The 17,822-nt window shown below is 63.3% G+C and carries 18 protein-coding genes and 1 other RNA gene; 11 read left to right on the forward strand and 8 right to left on the reverse strand.

Annotated elements, in window-relative coordinates; translation table 11 throughout:
* Positions 1-2 precede the first annotated feature (2 nt).
* Positions 3-593 (reverse strand): UPF0149 family protein, encoded by a 591-nt coding sequence (locus IEX85_RS20860; protein WP_188862566.1) that lies wholly within the window; start codon positions 591-593, stop codon positions 3-5.
* Positions 594-847: 254 nt separating this feature from the next.
* Here IEX85_RS20860 and IEX85_RS20865 point away from each other — a divergent pair, with 254 nt between their 5' ends.
* The 4 genes from IEX85_RS20865 to IEX85_RS20880 all read left to right on the forward strand — a co-directional run bounded on the left by IEX85_RS20865 (position 848) and on the right by IEX85_RS20880 (position 2,287).
* Positions 848-1,057 carry a TIGR02449 family protein gene (locus IEX85_RS20865; RefSeq protein ID WP_188862567.1) on the forward strand — a complete coding sequence of 70 codons (210 nt, stop codon included), beginning with the start codon at positions 848-850 and terminating at the stop codon, positions 1,055-1,057.
* Entirely contained in the window at positions 1,054-1,374 is a 321-nt protein-coding gene (locus IEX85_RS20870) for a cell division protein ZapA (protein WP_188862568.1), read from the forward strand. Before IEX85_RS20865 ends, IEX85_RS20870 begins: the two co-directional genes overlap by 4 nt.
* A gap of 114 nt (positions 1,375-1,488) precedes the next feature.
* A non-coding RNA gene (gene ssrS, locus IEX85_RS20875) (6S RNA) lies at positions 1,489-1,667 on the forward strand.
* 14 nt (positions 1,668-1,681) lie between these two features.
* Positions 1,682-2,287 carry a 5-formyltetrahydrofolate cyclo-ligase gene (locus IEX85_RS20880; RefSeq protein WP_188862569.1) on the forward strand — a complete coding sequence of 202 codons (606 nt, stop codon included), beginning with the start codon at positions 1,682-1,684 and terminating at the stop codon, positions 2,285-2,287.
* A 4-nt stretch (positions 2,288-2,291) separates the two neighbouring features.
* Here the strand turns inward: IEX85_RS20880 and IEX85_RS24155 are convergent, their stop codons facing one another.
* Positions 2,292-2,420, reverse strand: coding sequence for a hypothetical protein (locus IEX85_RS24155; protein ID WP_268238106.1), 129 nt, complete (start codon positions 2,418-2,420; stop codon positions 2,292-2,294).
* Positions 2,421-2,606: 186 nt separating this feature from the next.
* Positions 2,607-3,521: an AEC family transporter gene (locus IEX85_RS20885; protein WP_188862570.1), complete on the reverse strand. Its 915-nt coding sequence runs from the start codon at positions 3,519-3,521 to the stop codon at positions 2,607-2,609.
* Positions 3,522-3,759: 238 nt separating this feature from the next.
* On the opposite strand from IEX85_RS20885, the gene IEX85_RS20890 reads away from it, so the two are divergent.
* Positions 3,760-4,275, forward strand: coding sequence for a glycine cleavage system transcriptional repressor (locus tag IEX85_RS20890; RefSeq protein ID WP_229722042.1), 516 nt, complete (start codon positions 3,760-3,762; stop codon positions 4,273-4,275).
* A gap of 134 nt (positions 4,276-4,409) precedes the next feature.
* On the opposite strand, the gene argH is transcribed toward IEX85_RS20890, so the two are convergent.
* On the reverse strand, positions 4,410-5,813 hold the full coding sequence (gene argH / locus IEX85_RS20895) for an argininosuccinate lyase (RefSeq protein WP_188862571.1): 1,404 nt from the start codon (positions 5,811-5,813) through the stop codon (positions 4,410-4,412).
* A 190-nt stretch (positions 5,814-6,003) separates the two neighbouring features.
* Here argH and hemC point away from each other — a divergent pair, with 190 nt between their 5' ends.
* The 5 genes from hemC to IEX85_RS20920 all read left to right on the forward strand — a co-directional run bounded on the left by hemC (position 6,004) and on the right by IEX85_RS20920 (position 10,846).
* Positions 6,004-6,954: a hydroxymethylbilane synthase gene (gene hemC, locus IEX85_RS20900; protein WP_188862572.1), complete on the forward strand. Its 951-nt coding sequence runs from the start codon at positions 6,004-6,006 to the stop codon at positions 6,952-6,954.
* Positions 6,938-7,738, forward strand: a complete 801-nt coding sequence (locus IEX85_RS20905; protein ID WP_188862573.1) for a uroporphyrinogen-III synthase — start codon at positions 6,938-6,940, stop codon at positions 7,736-7,738. The genes hemC and IEX85_RS20905 overlap by 17 nt, the downstream gene beginning before the upstream one ends.
* Positions 7,738-8,934 carry a uroporphyrinogen-III C-methyltransferase gene (locus IEX85_RS20910; RefSeq protein ID WP_188862574.1) on the forward strand — a complete coding sequence of 399 codons (1,197 nt, stop codon included), beginning with the start codon at positions 7,738-7,740 and terminating at the stop codon, positions 8,932-8,934. The genes IEX85_RS20905 and IEX85_RS20910 overlap by 1 nt, the downstream gene beginning before the upstream one ends.
* 1 nt (position 8,935) lies before the next feature.
* On the forward strand, positions 8,936-10,201 hold the full coding sequence (locus tag IEX85_RS20915; protein WP_188862575.1) for a heme biosynthesis HemY N-terminal domain-containing protein: 1,266 nt from the start codon (positions 8,936-8,938) through the stop codon (positions 10,199-10,201).
* A gap of 144 nt (positions 10,202-10,345) precedes the next feature.
* Positions 10,346-10,846, forward strand: a complete 501-nt coding sequence (locus tag IEX85_RS20920) for an aminoacyl-tRNA deacylase (RefSeq protein ID WP_188862576.1) — start codon at positions 10,346-10,348, stop codon at positions 10,844-10,846.
* A 400-nt stretch (positions 10,847-11,246) separates the two neighbouring features.
* On the opposite strand, the gene fusA is transcribed toward IEX85_RS20920, so the two are convergent.
* Complete coding sequence (gene fusA, locus IEX85_RS20925) at positions 11,247-13,322, reverse strand: elongation factor G (RefSeq protein WP_188862577.1); 2,076 nt, start codon at positions 13,320-13,322, stop codon at positions 11,247-11,249.
* A 277-nt stretch (positions 13,323-13,599) separates the two neighbouring features.
* Here fusA and IEX85_RS20930 point away from each other — a divergent pair, with 277 nt between their 5' ends.
* A complete protein-coding gene (locus tag IEX85_RS20930; RefSeq protein WP_188862578.1) occupies positions 13,600-13,833 on the forward strand; it encodes an HP1242/YdcH family protein in 234 nt (77 codons plus the stop codon).
* Between the two features lie 125 nt (positions 13,834-13,958).
* Here IEX85_RS20930 and IEX85_RS20935 read toward each other — a convergent pair whose 3' ends face one another.
* From IEX85_RS20935 to rho, 3 genes are all read right to left on the reverse strand, one after another.
* Positions 13,959-14,702, reverse strand: coding sequence for an NAD(P)H-flavin reductase (locus IEX85_RS20935; RefSeq protein WP_229722043.1), 744 nt, complete (start codon positions 14,700-14,702; stop codon positions 13,959-13,961).
* An 88-nt stretch (positions 14,703-14,790) separates the two neighbouring features.
* Positions 14,791-16,275, reverse strand: a complete 1,485-nt coding sequence (gene ubiD / locus IEX85_RS20940; protein ID WP_188862580.1) for a 4-hydroxy-3-polyprenylbenzoate decarboxylase — start codon at positions 16,273-16,275, stop codon at positions 14,791-14,793.
* A 156-nt stretch (positions 16,276-16,431) separates the two neighbouring features.
* Positions 16,432-17,691, reverse strand: coding sequence for a transcription termination factor Rho (rho, locus tag IEX85_RS20945; RefSeq protein ID WP_188862581.1), 1,260 nt, complete (start codon positions 17,689-17,691; stop codon positions 16,432-16,434).
* Between the last annotated feature and the right edge of the window lie 131 nt (positions 17,692-17,822).

Genomic DNA, 17,822 nt, shown 5'->3' on the forward strand with positions numbered 1-17,822 from the left:
GATCAGTGCAGTACCTCCGGAGGTTGTTCGGCTGCGCCGTCGTCATCCGGCGCCCGGTTGCAATCGGCGAACAGCATCAGCGCCGCCATCCGGACGTACTCCTGGATTTCCATCAGATCAGACTCGTTGTCATCGCTTTCATCGTCCTCGGCGCTGATCTGCGCGATCTGGCCGAGATCCCCCAGCACCTCCCGCGCCTCGTCGGACAGGGAGGCATCGGTCTGTTTGCCGTGCTGGCCGAAGCCACCGAGAAAACCCTGGCACCACCCACCCAGCGCAGTGACTCGCTGCATCAGCATCTGGTCATCGTCGGGCAGCAGCGCCTCGAAGCCCAGATCCGTTGCCTCCAGCTGTGCCAGCGTGCTGCTGCAGAGCTCGAGCATCCCGACCTTCGACGCCTCCTGGGTCAGGGCGGGAATATCGAGCCAGTCCGCGAACAATTGCAGCCAGGCCGCAGCATCGGGCCGGGCGCCCGCACACAGGCAGCCGCAGACCAGGCCATGCAGCTCCGACGGAGAAGTGGCCACGACGCCCTCCGCCACCAGCAGGTTCGCGATGTCGTCGAAATCGAGGGGGTTATCGGTATCTGACATTTTCACTCTTCAACTATTGGCTGACCGCCGTCGCGGCGGCTGCGGGCATATTTCGGCATGTCTGCTATCCTAGCAGCCCGCCGGGGCGAACTCTAACGCTTGTGAACAGAGACGTAGGAGCTCGCTCCGCGAGCGAATCGGGTATCGTGCCACCCTTGATTCGCCCACGGAGTGGGCTCCTACATCGCCACTCCAATTGACCCCCATTGGAAGGCTGTTAATATTGCCGGATTGATCTTTTGTCGGGACCGAGCATGAGCGACCACTATTTCGATGCCCTGGAACGGAAAATCGACCAGCTGCTCGATCACTGTCACAGGCTGGAACAGGAGAATGTCCACCTGCGCCAACAGGAAGCGGCCCTTAAGGAAGAGCGCGCCCGCCTGCTGCAGCTGAACGACCAGACGCGCAGCAAGGTCGAAGCGATGATTCAGCGACTCAAGGCACTGGAGCAGAACGCATGAGCAAGAGCGAGCAACAGAAGGTCAGCATCCGCCTGCTCGACAAGGAATACGTGATCGCCTGTCCCGATGGCGCCGAGGCCGAGCTGATCGCATCGGCGGACTACCTCGACCAGAAAATGCGCGACATCCGCGGCAATGGCAAGACCGTGGGCCTCGAGCGCATCGCCGTGATGGCGGGCCTGAATATCGCCCACGAGCTGCTCAAGAGCCGCGAGGACAGCCGCGAGAATATCGAGAGTCAGATTCGCCGGCTGGGCAACAAGATCGACAGTTCGCTGAAGGCCCGCCAGCGCCCGGCACCCGAACCTGGCGACTGAAAATTATTCATCGCAAAATAACAGCTTAAATATCAAACAATTGGAAGCATCGTTAGCAAGGTTGTCATAAATTTCAAGTCCTGACATCCGGCACCAGATGCGTATAATGGTCATCACTCCCTGGGGTGTTCGCCAGTCGGTCACGTCCCTCGAGCCGATAAGCACACCACCGGAGGCCTTTTTGGATTGCTGGTGAGCATGTCCGTTTAACGGAAAGCCTGATGCAAGCCAAGGCCGCCACCTTGAACCTTCGGGTTCAGGGCCACGACCGCCAACGGCATCCCGGGGAGCCCTTTCCGAAATCCTTATGTCTCAGAACTCCACCGACCAACGCCAGCAGCTGCGCCGGCAAATGCGCCGCCTTCGTCGCGCCCTGAGCCCACGCCAGCAACGCGAGGCCTCGCGCGAACTTCTGCGCCGGCTGACCGCCATGCCGATGTTTCATCGCGCCCGCGACATCGCCCTCTACCTGCCCAACGACGGCGAAATCGACCCGACACCGCTGATCGAGTTCTGCTGGCGCCAGGGCAAGCGCACTTACCTGCCGGTGCTGCATCCGATTCGTCACAACCGGCTCTGGTTCGTGCCCTACACCCGCAATACGCCGATGCATCGCAACATCTATCGCATTCTGGAGCCGAAAGTCAGCGCCTCGCCCCGGCGCCCGGCGATGGGGCTGGATCTGGTGCTGCTGCCACTGGTCGCCTTTGACGCCGACGGCGCGCGCATGGGCATGGGCGGCGGCTACTACGACCGCACCTTCGCCTTCAAGCAGCGCAAGGGACCCCAGGGGCCTGCACTGATCGGGTTGGCGCACGATTTTCAGAGAGTAGAGAAGCTGCCCGTTGCAAGCTGGGACATTCCGCTTGCGGGCATAGTGACAGACAGGGCGCGTTACGGCTTTCGCCGCTGATCGCTCAGCTGTTGTTGAAGACCTGCTCGACCAGCGCGGCGAACTGAATGTCGCTTTGCGATACGCCGGTCATGACAGAACCAACGACAAAGACCAGAACGATCACCATCATCAGATCCGGACCCTTCTTCATAATGCCGCTTTATCCTCGAATAGAGTTTCTTGTTGGTGGGCGCACGGCTGCATGCCCCGAATCGGGGCTGTCGCCGGCTGCCACGTAGTGTTCCACAATGCGACAGGAATGCAACAGCTGGCGACAAGAATTTATGGATTATTTATCGGCTACTTGGCGCAAAACCTTAATCTGTTGTCCTGCCACTCAGCTGACCAGCCAGCCCAGCATCAGTGGAATCGTCAGCGCCGACAGCAGCGTCTGCCCGGTGATGATCGCCGCCATCATCGGTGCGTCGCCACCGAGCTGGCGGGCCAGAATGTAGGCTGAGCTGGCGGTGGGCATCGAGGCGAACAGCACCAGCAGCGAGCCACCGAGCGCGCTCAGTCCCAGCAGCCGGGCGATACCCAGCGCCAGCAGCGGAAACAGCAGCAGCTTGATTGACGACGACGCCAGCAGCGCCGGCCCCACCTGGCGCAGCGCCCGCAGGCTGAGCCCCGCGCCAACCGCCAGCAAGCCCAGCGGCAGCGCCATCTGCCCCAGCAGCTCCGCCACCGGCCGCAACGGCGCCGGCATGCCGATACCGCTGTAGTTCAGCAGCATGCCCAGCAGGCAGGCGAGTATCAGCGGATTGCGGATCAGGTTGTGCAGCACCGGACCAAGCCCGGCCGAGGCGCCGGCATGGTAGGACAGCACCAGCACGCAGAGCACATTCAGCATAGGGATCATGAAGGCAATGACCACCGCCGAAACCGCCACCCCGGTGGCGCCATGGATCGCCGCCACCGCCGCCAGTCCGACATAGGTATTGAAGCGCATCGCGCCCTGATAAAAGGAGGTAAAGGAGGGCCCCGGCAGGCGCAACAGCGGACGCAGCAGATAGCAACAGGCCGAACCCGCCAGCAGCAGCAACAGCACCCCGGTGCCGATTGCCGCGACCGACACGCCGGAAATGTCGGCCTGGCTCAGTCGCGATACCAGCAACACCGGGAACAGCACGAAATAGGTCGCCTTCTCCGCCAGTGGCCAGAAAGCCTCGCCGGGAAAGTCCAGACGCCGGGCCAGCACCCCGAGCATCAGCAAGGCGAATACCGGCCACAACATCGACAGCATTTGTATCATCGCGTTTTCCTTTTGCAGCTATCCGTTGCAACCGCAGTTCCCGTTGCCAGAGCCTATGCTATCAGTGCTGGGGGATCTAACGTCAGGAGTCCTTGCGCCCGCTGGCCAAAGCCGACAAACTGCCTCACAGGATCGGGCGCCGGCAATCGCCGGCGGGGGACAGGCCGATCGACACCGGAGGTCCGCGCCCGCCTCAGGGCGGACGGCAGACTCCCGCCCATTCATACAGGAGTAGAAAATGATGACATCTTTGGTGTTGACCGTCATCGGCCCGGACAAGCCCGGTCTGGTCGAACTGTTGTCCCAGACCATCGCCGACAACGGCGGCAACTGGCTCGAGTCGGGCATGTCCCGGCTGGCCGGCAAGTTCGCCGGCATTCTTGTGGTTACGGTACCGGCCGAAGGCGTCGAGGCGCTCGAGCAGGCGCTGGCGGGTCTGCAGGACAAGGGGCTCAGGGTCACCGCCGAGCGCAGTGACGAAGCCGGCGACAGCGCCGCACTGCAGCCGATCCGGCTCGACCTGGTCGGTCACGACAAGCCCGGCATCGTGCGCGAGATTTCGCAGGCACTGGCCGCGCGCCATATCAATGTCGAGCGGCTGCGCACCGAGCTGACCTCGGGGTCCATGTCCGGCGAAGAGCTGTTCAAGGCCGAGGCCAGCCTGATGGCGCCGGCCGACCTCGACCTGGGCGAACTGCAGCAGGCGCTGGAGGATATCGCCAGCGATCTGATGGTGGATATCACCTTGAATTGAGGTGAGAAGTGACGCCGTGGGAGCCGCGTACCCAAACTTACGGGCACTTCCCTCGCGGCGAAGCTTTGCGGCCTCGGCAGGTTATTCGCGGCGAGGGCGCCGCTCCCACAGGAAAGGCGCCCCGCCAACCGGATTTACTCCGCGTCGCCGCGGCCGGCGAGCAGCTCACGGCCGCGAACGACCGCCGCCCGCACCTGATCCGGCGCGGTGCCGCCGATATGGTTGCGTGCCGCCACCGAGCCTTCCAGCGTCAGCACCTCGAACACGTCCTCGCCGATAACGTCGGAGAACTGCTGCAGTTCTGCCAGCGTCATCTCGCTCAGGTCCCGTTTCTCGGCGATACCGAAGGCCACCGACTTGCCGACGATCTCGTGGGCGTCGCGGAAGGCCACACCCTTGCGTACCAGGTAGTCCGCCAGATCGGTGGCGGTGGAAAAACCGCGCATCGCCGCAGCGCGCATGCTGTCGGCCTTGGCCGCCAGTGCCGGCACCATGTCGGCAAAGGCACGCAGGCAGCCCTTGACGGTATCGATGGCGTCGAACAGCGGTTCCTTGTCTTCCTGATTGTCCTTGTTGTAGGCCAGCGGCTGCGACTTCATCAGCGTCAGCAGCGACATCAGGTGACCGTAGACCCGGCCGCTCTTGCCCCGCACCAGTTCAGGCACGTCCGGGTTCTTCTTCTGCGGCATGATCGACGACCCGGTGCAGAAGCGGTCCGGCAGGTCGATGAAGTCGAACTGCGCCGAGGTCCAGAGCACCAGCTCTTCCGACATCCGGGTCATGTGCATCAGCAGCAGGCTGGCCGCAGCGCAGAACTCGATGGCGAAATCACGATCGGACACGGCATCGAGCGAATTGCCGGCCGGTGCCGAGAAGTTCAGCAGTTCGCAGGTCATGGCACGATCGATCGGATAGGTGGTGCCGGCCAGCGCCGCGGCGCCCAGCGGCATCACGTTGACGCGCTTGCGGCAATCGACAAAGCGCTCGTAGTCGCGGCTCAGCATCTCGAACCAGGCCATCAGGTGATGTCCGAAGGTGACCGGCTGCGCGGTCTGCAGATGGGTGAAGCCGGGCATGATGGTATCCGCCTCGCGCTCGGCGACGCCGAGCAGGCCCTGCTGCAGACGGCTGATTTCCGCCAGGATGCGGTCGATTTCGTCGCGCACGTAGAGGCGGATATCGGTGGCGACCTGGTCGTTGCGCGAACGCCCGGTATGCAGTTTCTTGCCGGTGATGCCGATCTTCTTGGTCAGCGCCGCCTCGATGTTCATGTGCACGTCTTCCAGCTCGACCGACCACTCGAATTCGCCGCGCTCGATCTCGACGCGGATTTCGCCAAGCCCCCGGATGATATCGTCGCGCTCCTGCCCGGTCAGCACGCCGGCGCTCGCCAGCATTTTGGCGTGGGCGATCGAACCCTGGATATCCTGCAGGTACATGCGCTGGTCGAATTCGACCGAGGCGGTAAAACGGGCGACGAAGGCGTCGGTCGGCTCGCTGAAACGGCCGCCCCACTGCTGGTTGGTCTTGTTGCTCATCGGAAAAACCTCTGACTGGACTGATCACCGGCGCGCCGGCCGGGTCACCGGAACGAAAACTGCGGCGGATTATACCATCTTTGACCGCGCTTCACCGTGGCATGCGGCGACCGGTCCAGCCGCGCCGCACGATCTGTTACAATCCGCCAAAACCCTGTTTAGGCCTCCGAGCGGCCGCCAAGAGAATCCGATGACTACACAGACAATACGCATCGCCACACGCAAGAGCCTGCTGGCCCTGTGGCAGGCCGAATACGTCAAGGCCGAACTGGAGCGCCATCACCCCGGCATCAAGGTCGAGCTGATCGGCTTCACCACCCGTGGCGACAAGATCCTCGACACCCCGCTCGCCAAGGTCGGTGGCAAGGGGCTGTTCGTCAAGGAGCTGGAAAACGCCATGCTCGAGGGCAGCGCCGATATCGCCGTGCACTCGATGAAGGACGTGCCGATGGAGTTCCCCGCGGGGCTCGGCCTCGCGGTCATCTGCCCGCGCGAAACCCCGACCGACGCCTTCGTTTCCAACCGCTACGCCAGCCTCGACGAGCTGCCGGCCGGCGCCGTGGTCGGGACCTCGTCGCTGCGGCGCGAATCACAGGTGCGCGCGGCACGCCCGGATCTTGTGGTGCGCAGCCTGCGCGGCAACGTCCAGACCCGCCTGCGCAAGCTCGACGACGGCGAGTACGACGCCATCATCCTGGCCACTGCCGGGCTGCTGCGACTGGAGCTGCAGGAGCGCATCCGCATGGAGCTTGCACCCGAACAGAGCCTGCCGGCAGGCGGTCAGGGCGCCGTCGGCATCGAGTGCCGTGTCGAGGATGAGCAGACCCGCAAGCTGCTGGCGCCGCTGCATCACCGGCCCACAGCCCTGTGCGTCCTGGCCGAGCGCGCGATGAACCGCCGCCTGGAAGGCGGCTGTCAGGTGCCGATCGCCTGCTTCGCGCTGCTCAACGACGCCGGCGACGAACTCTGGCTGCGCGGCCTGGTGGCGCGCCCGGACGGCAGCGAAGTGCTGTACGACGAGATTCGCGGTCTGCCCGAAGACGGCGAGGCGCTGGGCGTGACCCTCGCCGAGCGCCTGCTCGACGCCGGCGCCGATCGTATCCTGGCCGCGGTCTACGGCGACAATGACGCCGGAGCCTAATCTCGCGGGCCAGCGGGTGCTGGTCACCCGGCCTCGCCACCAGGCCGACGGCCAGGCCCGGCGCCTGCGCGAGCTCGGCGCGGAACCGGTGCTGCTGCCCTTACTCGAGATCGAACCGCTGACGGAGGCGGACCCGGCGTTCGCCGACGCACGCCGCTGCATCCTCGACCTCGACCTCTACCGCGCGGTGATCTTCGTCAGCGCCAACGCGGCCCGCCTTGGCGCGGAGCTGATCGACGACTACTGGCCCCAGCTGCCGGTCGGCATCGACTGGCTGGCGATCGGCGCCAGCACCGCGGCAACGCTCGCGGGGTACGGCATCCAGGCTCGTCACAGCCCCGACGGCTACGACTCCGAAGCCCTGCTGAGCTCCGATGCACTGCGTCAGGTCGCCGGCGAGCGTATCCTGATCGTGCGCGGCGACAGCGGGCGAGACAAGCTCGCCAGCGACCTGAGCGCCCGCGGCGCGCGGGTCGACTACGCCTGCCTCTATCGCCGGGCCGCACCCGATCCGGAACCGGAGGTTCTCGAAAGTACTATTTATGGCCGCCCCTTATCCGCTATCCTGATCACCAGCGGCGAAAGCCTGGACAACCTGGTCCGGTTGCTCGACGGCACAGACACAGCCAGCCGATTGCGCGACTGCCTGCTGGTAGTGCCAAGCCAGCGCATTGCCCAGCGGGCAGCCGGGGCCGGCTTCAAAAGGACACGACTTGCCGGCGGCCCCGACGATCGCAGCATGATCGCGGCGCTACTGGCTCAACACGACTCGGAACAAGACTGATGAGCGAAACTGGGAACAAGAAAACACAGCAACGCGACCCCGAGATCATCGACGGGGAGGCCACCGAGGTCCCGTCCCCTGAGAAAGACAAGACCTCCGGCAGCAAGCCCAAGGGCCCCGCCAGCGGCGGAGGCAACAAGAAAAACGACAAACCGCCAGCCGGCTGGCCCGGCAAGGTGGCGCTGGTGCTTTCGATTGTGGCGCTCGGCGGCGGCGCCGCGCTGGCCTGGCAGGGCTGGCAGTGGCGCGCTCAGTACGACGCGCAGATTCAGGATGTCGGCAGCCGCATCGACCAGTCACAGGACGAAAGCAGCGACCGGATCGACGAGGCGCTTGGCAACGTCAAGCGGCAGCTCGACACGATCAGCAGCCAGGCCGAAGCCGACAAGCGCAATATCGACGAACTGCAGCAACGCCTGACCCAGAGCATGCAGCAGGTGATGTCACAGCAGAACACCAGCCGCAAGGACTGGCTGATGGCCGAGGTCGAGTACCTGCTGCGACTCGCCAACCAGCGGGTTCTGATGGAACAGACCCCTGTCGGCGCGCTGACGCTGCTCAAATCCGCCGACCAGATCCTCAGGGAAACCGACGATGTCTCCATCTACGAGGTGCGCAAGGCGCTGGCCGCCGATATTGCCGCACTCGAGGCGGTTCCCCGACTCGACACCGAGGGCGCCTACCTGCAACTCGGCGCCCTCAGCGCCCAGATCGACAATCTGCGTCTGATTCCCGTCACCGAACAGCGCCAGCTGCCGGACCTGCTCAGCGACATCACGCCCGATGGTGTTTCCGAGTCCTGGAGCCAGGGCCTGGCGACCTCCTGGAACAACGCCATGGGCAAGCTCGAGCAGCTGGTGGTAATCCAGCATCGCGACGAGCCCGTCGAACCGTTGCTGTCGCCGGAAAACCACTTCTTCCTGCAGCAGAACCTGCACCTGATGCTCGAGCAGGCCCAGCTGGCCCTGCTGCAGCGCAAGCAGAACGCCTACGACAGCGCACTGACCAAGGCCGAGAACTGGATCGACACCTATTTCGAGCCCCAGGACGCCACCACCAATGCCCTGCTGCGCGGTATCGCCGAACTCAAGCAGCTCGAGGTGGCGCCGGAACTGCCGGATATTTCAGGCTCCCTGAACGCCCTCAAGGCCTACCTGGAGCAGATGATCAAGCTGAAACAGGAAGGAGCCGCCTGAGATGAAAAGACGCCTCCTTCTGCTGTTTATCGTACTGTTCGTCGGCGCCTGGGTCGGTGAGAAGATGGTTCAGGACCCGGGCTACGTTCTGGTCGCCTATGACAGCACCACCATCGAAACCAGCCTCTGGGTACTGCTGGTCATCGCCGTGCTGGCTTTCGGCCTCCTCCACCTGGCGCTGAACCTGCTGGCCCGGGCCCGCGTACCCACCACCCAGCTGCGCAACTGGAACGACCGCCGCGCCTCGCGCAGCGCTCAGCGCAAGACCCTGAAGGGACTCAACGCCCTGGCCGATGGCAACTGGTGGAAGGCCCAGCGCTATCTCGGTCAGGCTGCGCCCCGCGCCGAACTGCCCCTGATCAACTACCTGGGCGCAGCCCGCGCCGCCCAGGAGCAGGGTGATGCCAAGGCCGCCGACGAGCTGCACGAACAGGCACGCGCCAGAAACCCCGAAGCCGCGACCTCCATCGCCCTGAGTCAGGCGCAGATGCAGCTGGAGCGTGGCGACTTCAAGGCCTGCCGAGAAACGCTGGAGCCGCTGCGCCAGCGCGCGCCGAAGCATACCCAGGTCCTGCGTCTGCTGCAGGACTGCCTGCAGCAGCTCGGCGACTGGCAGGCCCTGAGCGAGCTGCTACCCGACCTGCGCAAGCACCAGGTACTGCCGACGGAACGACTGGAAACGCTCGAGCGCCGCTGCTACGACGAGTTGCTGCAGAACAGCCAGCTCCTGATGCCGGCCGAAGCCGACGACGCGACCCGCCTGCAGGCGCTCAACAAGACCTGGCAGACGGTTCCATCGCGCCTGGGCAGCGACGAAGCGCTGATCCGTCAATACGTCGCACAGCTGGTGGCTCTGGGCGGCGAGTCCCGGGCGGAGCCTGTTCTGCGCGAGCAGATCAACCGCAGCTGGAGCGACAGTCTGGTCAACCTGTACGGCCGCCTGCAGGGCGAGGACAGCCACAAGCAGCTCGAAAGCGCCAAGAAGTGGCTCAAGAGTCAGCCTGAGAACCCGGAGCTGCTGCTGGCACTGGGCCGGTTGTCGATGCGCAACCAGCATTGGGGCAAGGCCATCGACTACTTCGAACAAAGCATCGCACGGCGCCCGTCCGCAGAGGCCTATGCCGAACTCTGCCGCCTGCTGCAGCACCTGGGCGAAAATGAGCGGGTGCTGGACATGCTTCAGGCCGGCGTTGAGGTATCGGGCACGGGCCTGCCCAGCCTGCCGATGCCGGACAGCAACAAGGAAGAGTCCCCCGAACGGGCCTGAGCGGCATCGCCCGGACCGGCCACGGCAACCGAACCACCCACGGTTCGGTTGCCGACTCCTCCAGGGCTTCGGATTGGGACTTATCCGCAGGCTCTCTTATACTTCCAGTAGTCCATTTTCCCGGCCGATGCCGAGGAGGTTGTGATGACTACTGTATCTGCAACGCTTACCCGCTACCTGGATAGCAAAACCCCGGGCTACGATCTGATCGAGCACGGCTACACCACATCGGCGGTTGCCTCCGCCTATGCGTCGCACCTGCCGCTGCGCGAAGTCGCCAAGGCCGTGGTCCTGCACGACCAGGATCACTACGTGATGGCCGTGATACCGGCCATGAACCGGCTGGTGGTCAGCGAAGTGGAACAACTGCTGGGACGGCGCCTGGTACTGGCGAAGGAATCCGAACTGGCACCGTTGTTTCGCGACTGCGAGCCCGGCGCCATACCCGCACTCGGGCAGCCGTTCGGGCTGGAGCTGGTGTGGGACGAAAGCCTGTCGGGCGATCGCGACATCTATATCGAGGCCGGCGACCACCGTCACCTGGTGCACCTGAACCACGACCAGTTCATGGCGCTGATGCGCAACCGACGCCACGGCCCGATCAGCTGCGCACCGGAAGAAGTCTGGGATCTCAATCGGCTTTAGCGCCGGATAAAACCCATGGTGGGTTACGATGCGCCCGAAATTCGTGCAATCCCGACGAGCCCTGTCCTGCGCGTCTAACCCACCCTACATCGGACACATCACCCGCAGGGTGGGTTAGATGCGCAACCCGCAAATACATCGCCCGGCAGCGGTCTGCACGCGCACCGTAACCCACCATGGGGTCTCGACCGGCACCGCTGTCGGATTGACCCATGTTGGGTTACGATGCGCCCGAAATTCGCGCAATCCCGACGCGCCCTGCCCCGCGCGTCTAACCCAACCTACGTAGAACGGATCGCCCGTAGGTTGGGTCTAGGTCCGAAGGACCGTAACCCAACACAGGCCCAACCACCTGCCAACCGCAACCAAGCATCGACCAACACGGCCGCCAGATCGGCTATCAGGTCAATTGCAGTTTTTCCATCACCTTGTCCGGCACCGGACTGTAGTGATCGAACTCCAGCGTGAACAGAGCCCGCCCCTGGGTCGCCGAGCGCAGGACGGTGGCGTAGCCGAACATCTCGGACAGCGGCACCATGCCCTGGATGTCGTGACTGCCGTCCGAGCGGGGCTCGGTGCTGCGCACCTCGCAGCGACGCGCATTGAGTTGCCCGAGGACGTCGCCGAGATTTTCCTCGGGCGTCTCCACCTGCACCTTGCAGACCGGCTCGAGCAACCTGGGACCTGCCTGCCTTACCGCTTCCCTGAACGCCTGGGCCCCGGCGTTCTTGAACGCCAGTTCGCTGGAGTCGACCGGATGCGTCGAGCCATCGACCAGCACCACCTCGACATCGGTGATCTCCTGCCCGCCTATCAACCCGGACTGCGCCGCCTCGATAACGCCCTTCTCGACAGCGGGGATAAAGGCGCTGGGTATTACACCGCCTTTGATCCGCTGCGAGAAGACGACTCCCGAGCCCGGCTCGCCCGGCTTGAGATCGAGATAGACATGCCCGTACTGGCCGTGCCCGCCGCTCTGGTGCACGTAGCGTCCCTCGACGCGGCTGACGGGTGCCAGCACCGTCTCCTTGTAGCTCACACGCGGCACACCGCTGCGCACCCGGACCTGGTGCTCGCGTTCGATACGGTTGATCAGAATTTCGAGATGCAGCTCCCCCATCCCGGACAGAATCGTCTGGCCGCTGTCCTCGTCGACATGAACATGAAAGGTCGGATCTTCCTCCATCAACTGATGCAGGGCACGATCGAGCTCGTCTCTGTCGCGGGTGGCGACCGGCTCGATGGCGATATTCAGGACCGGCTCCGGAAACTGGATCGATTCCAGCACCAATGGGTGGTCCAGCGCGCACAGGGTATCGCCGGTATGCGCATCCTTGAGCCCAACCACAGCGTCGATCTCGCCGGCGGGTATGCTGTCGATATCCTCGCGCCGGTCGGCAAACACCCGCACCAGACGCCCGATCCGCGTCTTGCGCCCGGTGCGAGGGTTGTATGCCTGGTCGCCGCTTTTGAGCTGTCCGGAATACACCCGCACATAGGCCATCTGCCCGGCATAGGGGTCGGTCACCGTCTTGAACACCAGTGCGCACAATGGCTCGTCGAGCTGCAGCGGCCAGTGCTCCTCCTCTCCGGTCTGCGGATGGTGCCCGACCACTTCCTTGCGATCCTCCGGCGATGGCAGCAAATCCACCACCGCATCGAGCAGCGGCTGAATACCGACATTGCGCAGGGCTGCGCCGCAGAGCACCGGATAGAGACGATTGTCGATGGTCGCCCGACGCAGGGCTGCGCCCCACTCCCCGGCTTCGATGGGCTCTTCACCCAGATAGCGCTCGAGCAGAGTGTCATCGGTTTCACAAATCGCCTCGAGCAGATTCGAGCGGGCGGCCTGCGCCCTCTCTCGCAGCGCCTCCGGGATCGGCTCGCGCTCCGGGCTGGCGCCCAGGTCGTCGCTCCAGCGGATCGCCTCCATTGTCATCAGGTCGATGACACCCGCGAAGTCGTGCTCCGCGCCCATCGGGATATTGAGCGGTACCGGCTGCGCATGCAGGCGCTCGCGAATCGTCTGCAATGCATGGTCGAAATCGGCGCCGGTGCGGTCCATCTTGTTGATGAAGCAGATACGCGGCACACGGTAACGCTCGGCCTGGCGCCAGACCGTCTCGCTCTGGGATTCGACGCCGTGAACGCCGTCGAACACCACCACACCGCCGTCGAGCACGCGCAGCGCGCGCTGCACCTCGGCGGTGAAGTCGATGTGTCCCGGGGTATCGATGATATTGATCTGGTGCTCGCGCCACTGGGTGGTGATGGCGGCGGATACGATGGTGATACCGCGCTCACGCTCCTGCTCCATCCAGTCGGTGATGGTCGTGCCCTCGTCCACTGAACCGAGCTTGTGCGCAAAGCCGCTGTAAAACAGCATGCGCTCGGTGGCCGTGGTCTTGCCCGCATCTATATGCGCGATGATGCCGATATTGCGAATCTTGTCAGGCGGGAAATGTCGCTTGTCCATGGTAAAGCTCCGGCGCTTGGAGGTTTCTGCGAACAGGCCCCGATGCCGTTTGGCCGGCAGACGCAGGGTTCAAGCCCGGCGAGGCCAGCCGGGGGTCGTTCGCAGGCCCTCTAAGCTTAGGGCACGCCGGGAAAAGAACACGGCATTAGACGGATGAGGAATTCACTCTTGGGCAACGCTCATGGCAAGGCCGCACGGCTCTGCCTAGACTGAATACATGGGAGGTCGGATTCGACCTCCTGCGGCACGAACCGGGCTAACCGATGGAGTGCGCTCTATGTCCGACATTAACCATAGTCTCTACAACGACTTTCCCCAGTATGCCGACCGCATCCGGCAGCTGAAGCATGAAGACGAAAACTTTGCCAGACTGGCCAGTGAATACCATAAGCTCGACCACAGCGTACGCGGTCTCGAGATGCGCAACATTCCCACCTCGGATGAAAATTTTGAGCAGATGAAGTTACGCCGGGTACAGCTGAAGGACCAGATACTGCGTATGCTGCAGTAGTGCCCGAACCTGTCCGTTCCGACTGCTGTTGAACCGCCTGAGTCCCAGGCCCCGGAATCGCCGCCCAAAACAAAAGCCGCCCTCGAGCGGCTTTTGTTTTGCAATGCGAGGCGCGCCGGCCGAGGTTAACCTTTACCCGGGCGCGGCGCGTAGGCGAATACATCGGAGTGCAGCTGCGACTCGACCATCCCGTGCGCCTCACAGGCATCCAGCAGCGCATAAACCATGGCCGGCGAGCCGCTGGCGTAGATCTGGGTGTCCTCGAAGTGATCCAGATCCTCGAGAATGGCCTGCGGCAGCACTCCGGTACGACCGATCCAGTCCGGCGACAATTCCGGCTCGCTGACAACCGGCACAAAATGGACATTGGCGTGTTCCCGCGCCCACTGCTCCGGCAACGCCAGGTGATAGAGGTCACGGGCATCCCGCGCGCCCCAGTAGATGCGGATGTGGTTCATCACCTGGTTCGCCAGCAGATGCTCGACCATGCTCTTGATCTGCGAGAAACCGGTGCTGGCAGCGGCGAACACCAGCCGGCTCTCGGGCGCCAGACCCGAGGCGTCGAGCCAGCAATTGCCCTTGGGCAGCTCCAGTTCGACCGTCTTGTTGTGCTGCAGGTAATCCATGACCGCGCAGGACATTTCGCTATCCGGCATGCGCCGGATGTGCAGTTCCAGATCACGCCCCTGATCAGGCGCCGAGGCGATGGAAAAGGAGGCTTTCCTGCCGTCCGGCAGGAACAGGTCCAGATACTGCCCGGCATGGAAGTTCACCGCCTCGGTCCCGGCGGCCGGCAGGTGCAGGCGGACGCGGTAGACATCGGAGGTGAGCACCTCGACCGAGGTAATATCGGAGTTCAGCTTTTTCACGGATACCTCTCCAGGGAGCTTCAATCCCTTCATCTTGAATCTGATAGCTATCGAGCAGCGGTGTGCCGCTGCGGACCAGCGCTGGCGGCTAACGGCCCTCGAAAATCCCCAGGCTGTCCCAGATTTCATCGACCCGCCGCTTCACGGCATCGTCCATTCGGATCGGCTCGCCCCACTCGCGGCTGGTCTCGCCGGGCCACTTGTTCGTGGCGTCCATTCCCATCTTGGAGCCAAGCCCCGATACCGGCGACGCGAAGTCGAGGTAATCAATCGGGGTATTGTCGATCATGACGGTGTCGCGCTGGGGGTCCATGCGGGTGGTGATCGCCCAGATGACATCCTTCCAGTCCCGGGCATCGACGTCATCGTCGCAGACGATGACGAACTTGGTGTACATGAACTGACGCAGGAACGACCAGACACCGAGCATGACCCTCTTGGCGTGCCCCGGATACTGCTTTTTCATCGTCACCACGGCCATCCGGTACGAACAGCCCTCCGGCGGCAGATAGAAGTCCACGATCTCCGGGAACTGCTTCTGCAGAATCGGCACGAACACCTCGTTCAGGGCCACGCCGAGAATCGCCGGTTCATCCGGCGGCCGGCCGGTGTAGGTGCTGTGATAGATCGGCCGGTTACGGTGAGTTATGCGCTCTACGGTAAACACCGGAAAACGGTCCACCTCATTATAGTAGCCGGTGTGATCGCCAAAGGGCCCCTCGTCGGCCATCTCGTCGGGATCGATATAACCCTCGAGGATGAACTCCGCGCTCGCCGGCACCTGCAGATCGCTGCCCAGACACTTCACCAGTTCGGTCTTGCCGCCGCGCAGCAAGCCCGCAAACGCATACTCGGACAGGGTATCCGGTACCGGCGTGACAGCGCCGAGAATGGTCGCCGGATCCGCGCCCAGCGCAACCGCCACCGGGAACGGCTCGCCCGGGTGCTGCTCTTTCCACTCGCGGAAATCCAGCGCACCGCCGCGGTGAGCCAGCCAGCGCATGATCAGCTTGTTGCGGCCAATCAACTGCTGGCGGTAGATGCCGAGGTTCTGCCGGGGCTTGTTCGGCCCCCGGGTGATCACCAGCGGCCAGGTCACCAGCGGGCCGGCATCGCCGGGCCAGCAGGTCTGGATGGGCAGCCGGTAGAGGTCGACGTCGTCGCCCTCCAGAACATGGGTCTGGCAGGGCGCGCTTTTCACCACCTTGGGCCCCATATTGAGTACCTGCCTGAAGATCGGCAGCTTCTCCCAGGCATCCTTCATTCCCTTGGGCGGCTCCGGCTCCTTGAGCTGAGCCAGCAGCTTGCCAACCTCGCGCAGTGCCGTGACCGACTCCTCGCCCATGCCCAGCGCGACCCGCTCCGGGGTGCCGAACAGGTTGGCCAGTACCGGATGGTCATAACCTTTGGGATTCTCGAACAGCAACGCCGGCCCGCCGGCCCGCAGCGTGCGGTCGCAGATCTCGGTCATTTCGAGGTTGGGATCGATGGCTTCCCTGATGCGCTTGAGCTCGCCGCGCGACTCGAGCATGGCGATGAAGTCGCGCAGATCCTTGTATTTGGGTGAGGACATAGACGTTGGCGCGCCGCAGGACGACGCTTTCCGGTTTAGGGTTACAGGTAACGGGTGACGGGTAACACGTCACTTGTCACATGTAACATGTCACTTTTCACCCATCATAAAAAAGGGTAAGCAGCTGCTCACCCTTTCTCATTGCCGATTAAACCATCAGGCCCGTTTCATCGACAGGAAGAACTCGTTGTTGGTCTTGAAGTCCTTGAGTTTGTCGATAACGAATTCGGTAGCGGCGGTGTCTTCCATCGGGTCCAGCAGGCGACGCAGGATCCACATGCGCTGCATCTCCTCCTCGGTCGCCAGCAGGTCTTCACGACGGGTGCCGGAGCGGCGGATGTTGATCGCCGGGAAGATGCGCTTCTCGGCCACCTTGCGGTCCAGGTGTACCTCGGAGTTACCGGTACCCTTGAACTCCTCGTAGATCACCTCGTCCATCTTGGAGCCGGTATCGACCAGGGCAGTGGCGATGATGGTCAGGCTGCCGCCCTCCTCGATATTTCGCGCAGCACCGAAGAAACGCTTCGGACGCTCCAGCGCGTGGGCGTCGACACCACCGGTCAGCACCTTGCCCGAAGACGGGATCACGGTGTTGTAGGCGCGGGCGAGACGGGTGATGGAGTCGAGCAGAATGACGACGTCTTTCTTGTGCTCGGTCAGGCGCTTGGCCTTTTCCAGCACCATTTCGGCGACCTGGACGTGGCGTGACGGCGGTTCGTCGAACGTCGAGGCAACCACTTCACCGCGAACGGTGCGCTGCATCTCGGTGACTTCCTCGGGACGCTCGTCGATCAGCAGCACGATCAGGTGGCATTCCGGGTTGTTGCGGGTGATGCTGTTGGCGATGTTCTGCAGCATCAGCGTCTTACCGGCCTTCGGCGGCGACACGATCAGGGCGCGCTGCCCCTTGCCCATCGGGCAGACCAGGTCGATGACGCGTGCGGTCAGGTCCTCGGTACTGCCGTTGCCGATTTCCATACGCAGGCGCTGCTGCGGGAACAGCGGCGTCAGGTTTTCGAACAGAATCTTGTTCTTGGCGTTTTCCGGCTTATCGTAGTTGATCTCGTTGACCTTGAGCAACGCGAAGTAGCGTTCGCCGTCCTTGGGCGGTCGAATCTTACCGGAAATGGTATCGCCGGTGCGGAGGTTGAAGCGGCGGATCTGGCTGGGGGAAACGTAAATGTCGTCAGGGCCGGCAAGGTAGGAAGAGTCTGCGGAGCGGAGGAAGCCGAAGCCGTCCTGCAAAATTTCCAGCACGCCATCTCCGTAGATATCCTCACCGCTCTTGGCGTGCTTCTTCAGAATGGCGAAGATCACGTCCTGTTTGCGGGAGCGGGCAAGATTGTCCATGCCCATATCTTTCGCGATTTCCAGAAGCTCCGGAACGCTTTTTGTTTTCAGCTCGGTAAGATTCATATGCTTTGGAAAAGGGGTCAAGGAGACCGTTGAGGGTGGAAAACGGGAGAAAATCAGGAATATCGACTGGGATTCGGAAGCTTGTCAGGGGGGCGACAAGTACCCAGCAGTCGCAAACAATATAAAGGCTT

It is taken from the genome of Marinobacterium nitratireducens (assembly GCF_014645375.1).
GTDB classification, from domain to species: Bacteria; Pseudomonadota; Gammaproteobacteria; order Pseudomonadales; family Balneatricaceae; genus Marinobacterium_A; species Marinobacterium_A nitratireducens.

Bases quoted from the DNA above. Each gene is read 5' to 3' on its own strand.
- IEX85_RS20890 (WP_229722042.1), top strand. From the start codon at position 3,760: ATGATGACATCTTTGGTGTTGACCGTCATCGGCCCGGACAAGCCCGGT.
- IEX85_RS20860 (WP_188862566.1), bottom strand. From the start codon at position 593: ATGTCAGATACCGATAACCCCCTCGATTTCGACGACATCGCGAACCTG.
- ubiD (WP_188862580.1), bottom strand. From the start codon at position 16,275: ATGTCCTCACCCAAATACAAGGATCTGCGCGACTTCATCGCCATGCTC.
- IEX85_RS20905 (WP_188862573.1), top strand. From the start codon at position 6,938: ATGACGCCGGAGCCTAATCTCGCGGGCCAGCGGGTGCTGGTCACCCGG.
- IEX85_RS20915 (WP_188862575.1), top strand. From the start codon at position 8,936: ATGAAAAGACGCCTCCTTCTGCTGTTTATCGTACTGTTCGTCGGCGCC.
- argH (WP_188862571.1), bottom strand. From the start codon at position 5,813: ATGAGCAACAAGACCAACCAGCAGTGGGGCGGCCGTTTCAGCGAGCCG.
- IEX85_RS20880 (WP_188862569.1), top strand. From the start codon at position 1,682: ATGTCTCAGAACTCCACCGACCAACGCCAGCAGCTGCGCCGGCAAATG.
- IEX85_RS20885 (WP_188862570.1), bottom strand. From the start codon at position 3,521: ATGATACAAATGCTGTCGATGTTGTGGCCGGTATTCGCCTTGCTGATG.
- fusA (WP_188862577.1), bottom strand. From the start codon at position 13,322: ATGGACAAGCGACATTTCCCGCCTGACAAGATTCGCAATATCGGCATC.
- rho (WP_188862581.1), bottom strand. From the start codon at position 17,691: ATGAATCTTACCGAGCTGAAAACAAAAAGCGTTCCGGAGCTTCTGGAA.
- IEX85_RS20865 (WP_188862567.1), top strand. From the start codon at position 848: ATGAGCGACCACTATTTCGATGCCCTGGAACGGAAAATCGACCAGCTG.
- IEX85_RS20920 (WP_188862576.1), top strand. From the start codon at position 10,346: ATGACTACTGTATCTGCAACGCTTACCCGCTACCTGGATAGCAAAACC.
- IEX85_RS20870 (WP_188862568.1), top strand. From the start codon at position 1,054: ATGAGCAAGAGCGAGCAACAGAAGGTCAGCATCCGCCTGCTCGACAAG.
- IEX85_RS20930 (WP_188862578.1), top strand. From the start codon at position 13,600: ATGTCCGACATTAACCATAGTCTCTACAACGACTTTCCCCAGTATGCC.
- IEX85_RS20910 (WP_188862574.1), top strand. From the start codon at position 7,738: ATGAGCGAAACTGGGAACAAGAAAACACAGCAACGCGACCCCGAGATC.
- IEX85_RS24155 (WP_268238106.1), bottom strand. From the start codon at position 2,420: ATGAAGAAGGGTCCGGATCTGATGATGGTGATCGTTCTGGTCTTTGTC.
- hemC (WP_188862572.1), top strand. From the start codon at position 6,004: ATGACTACACAGACAATACGCATCGCCACACGCAAGAGCCTGCTGGCC.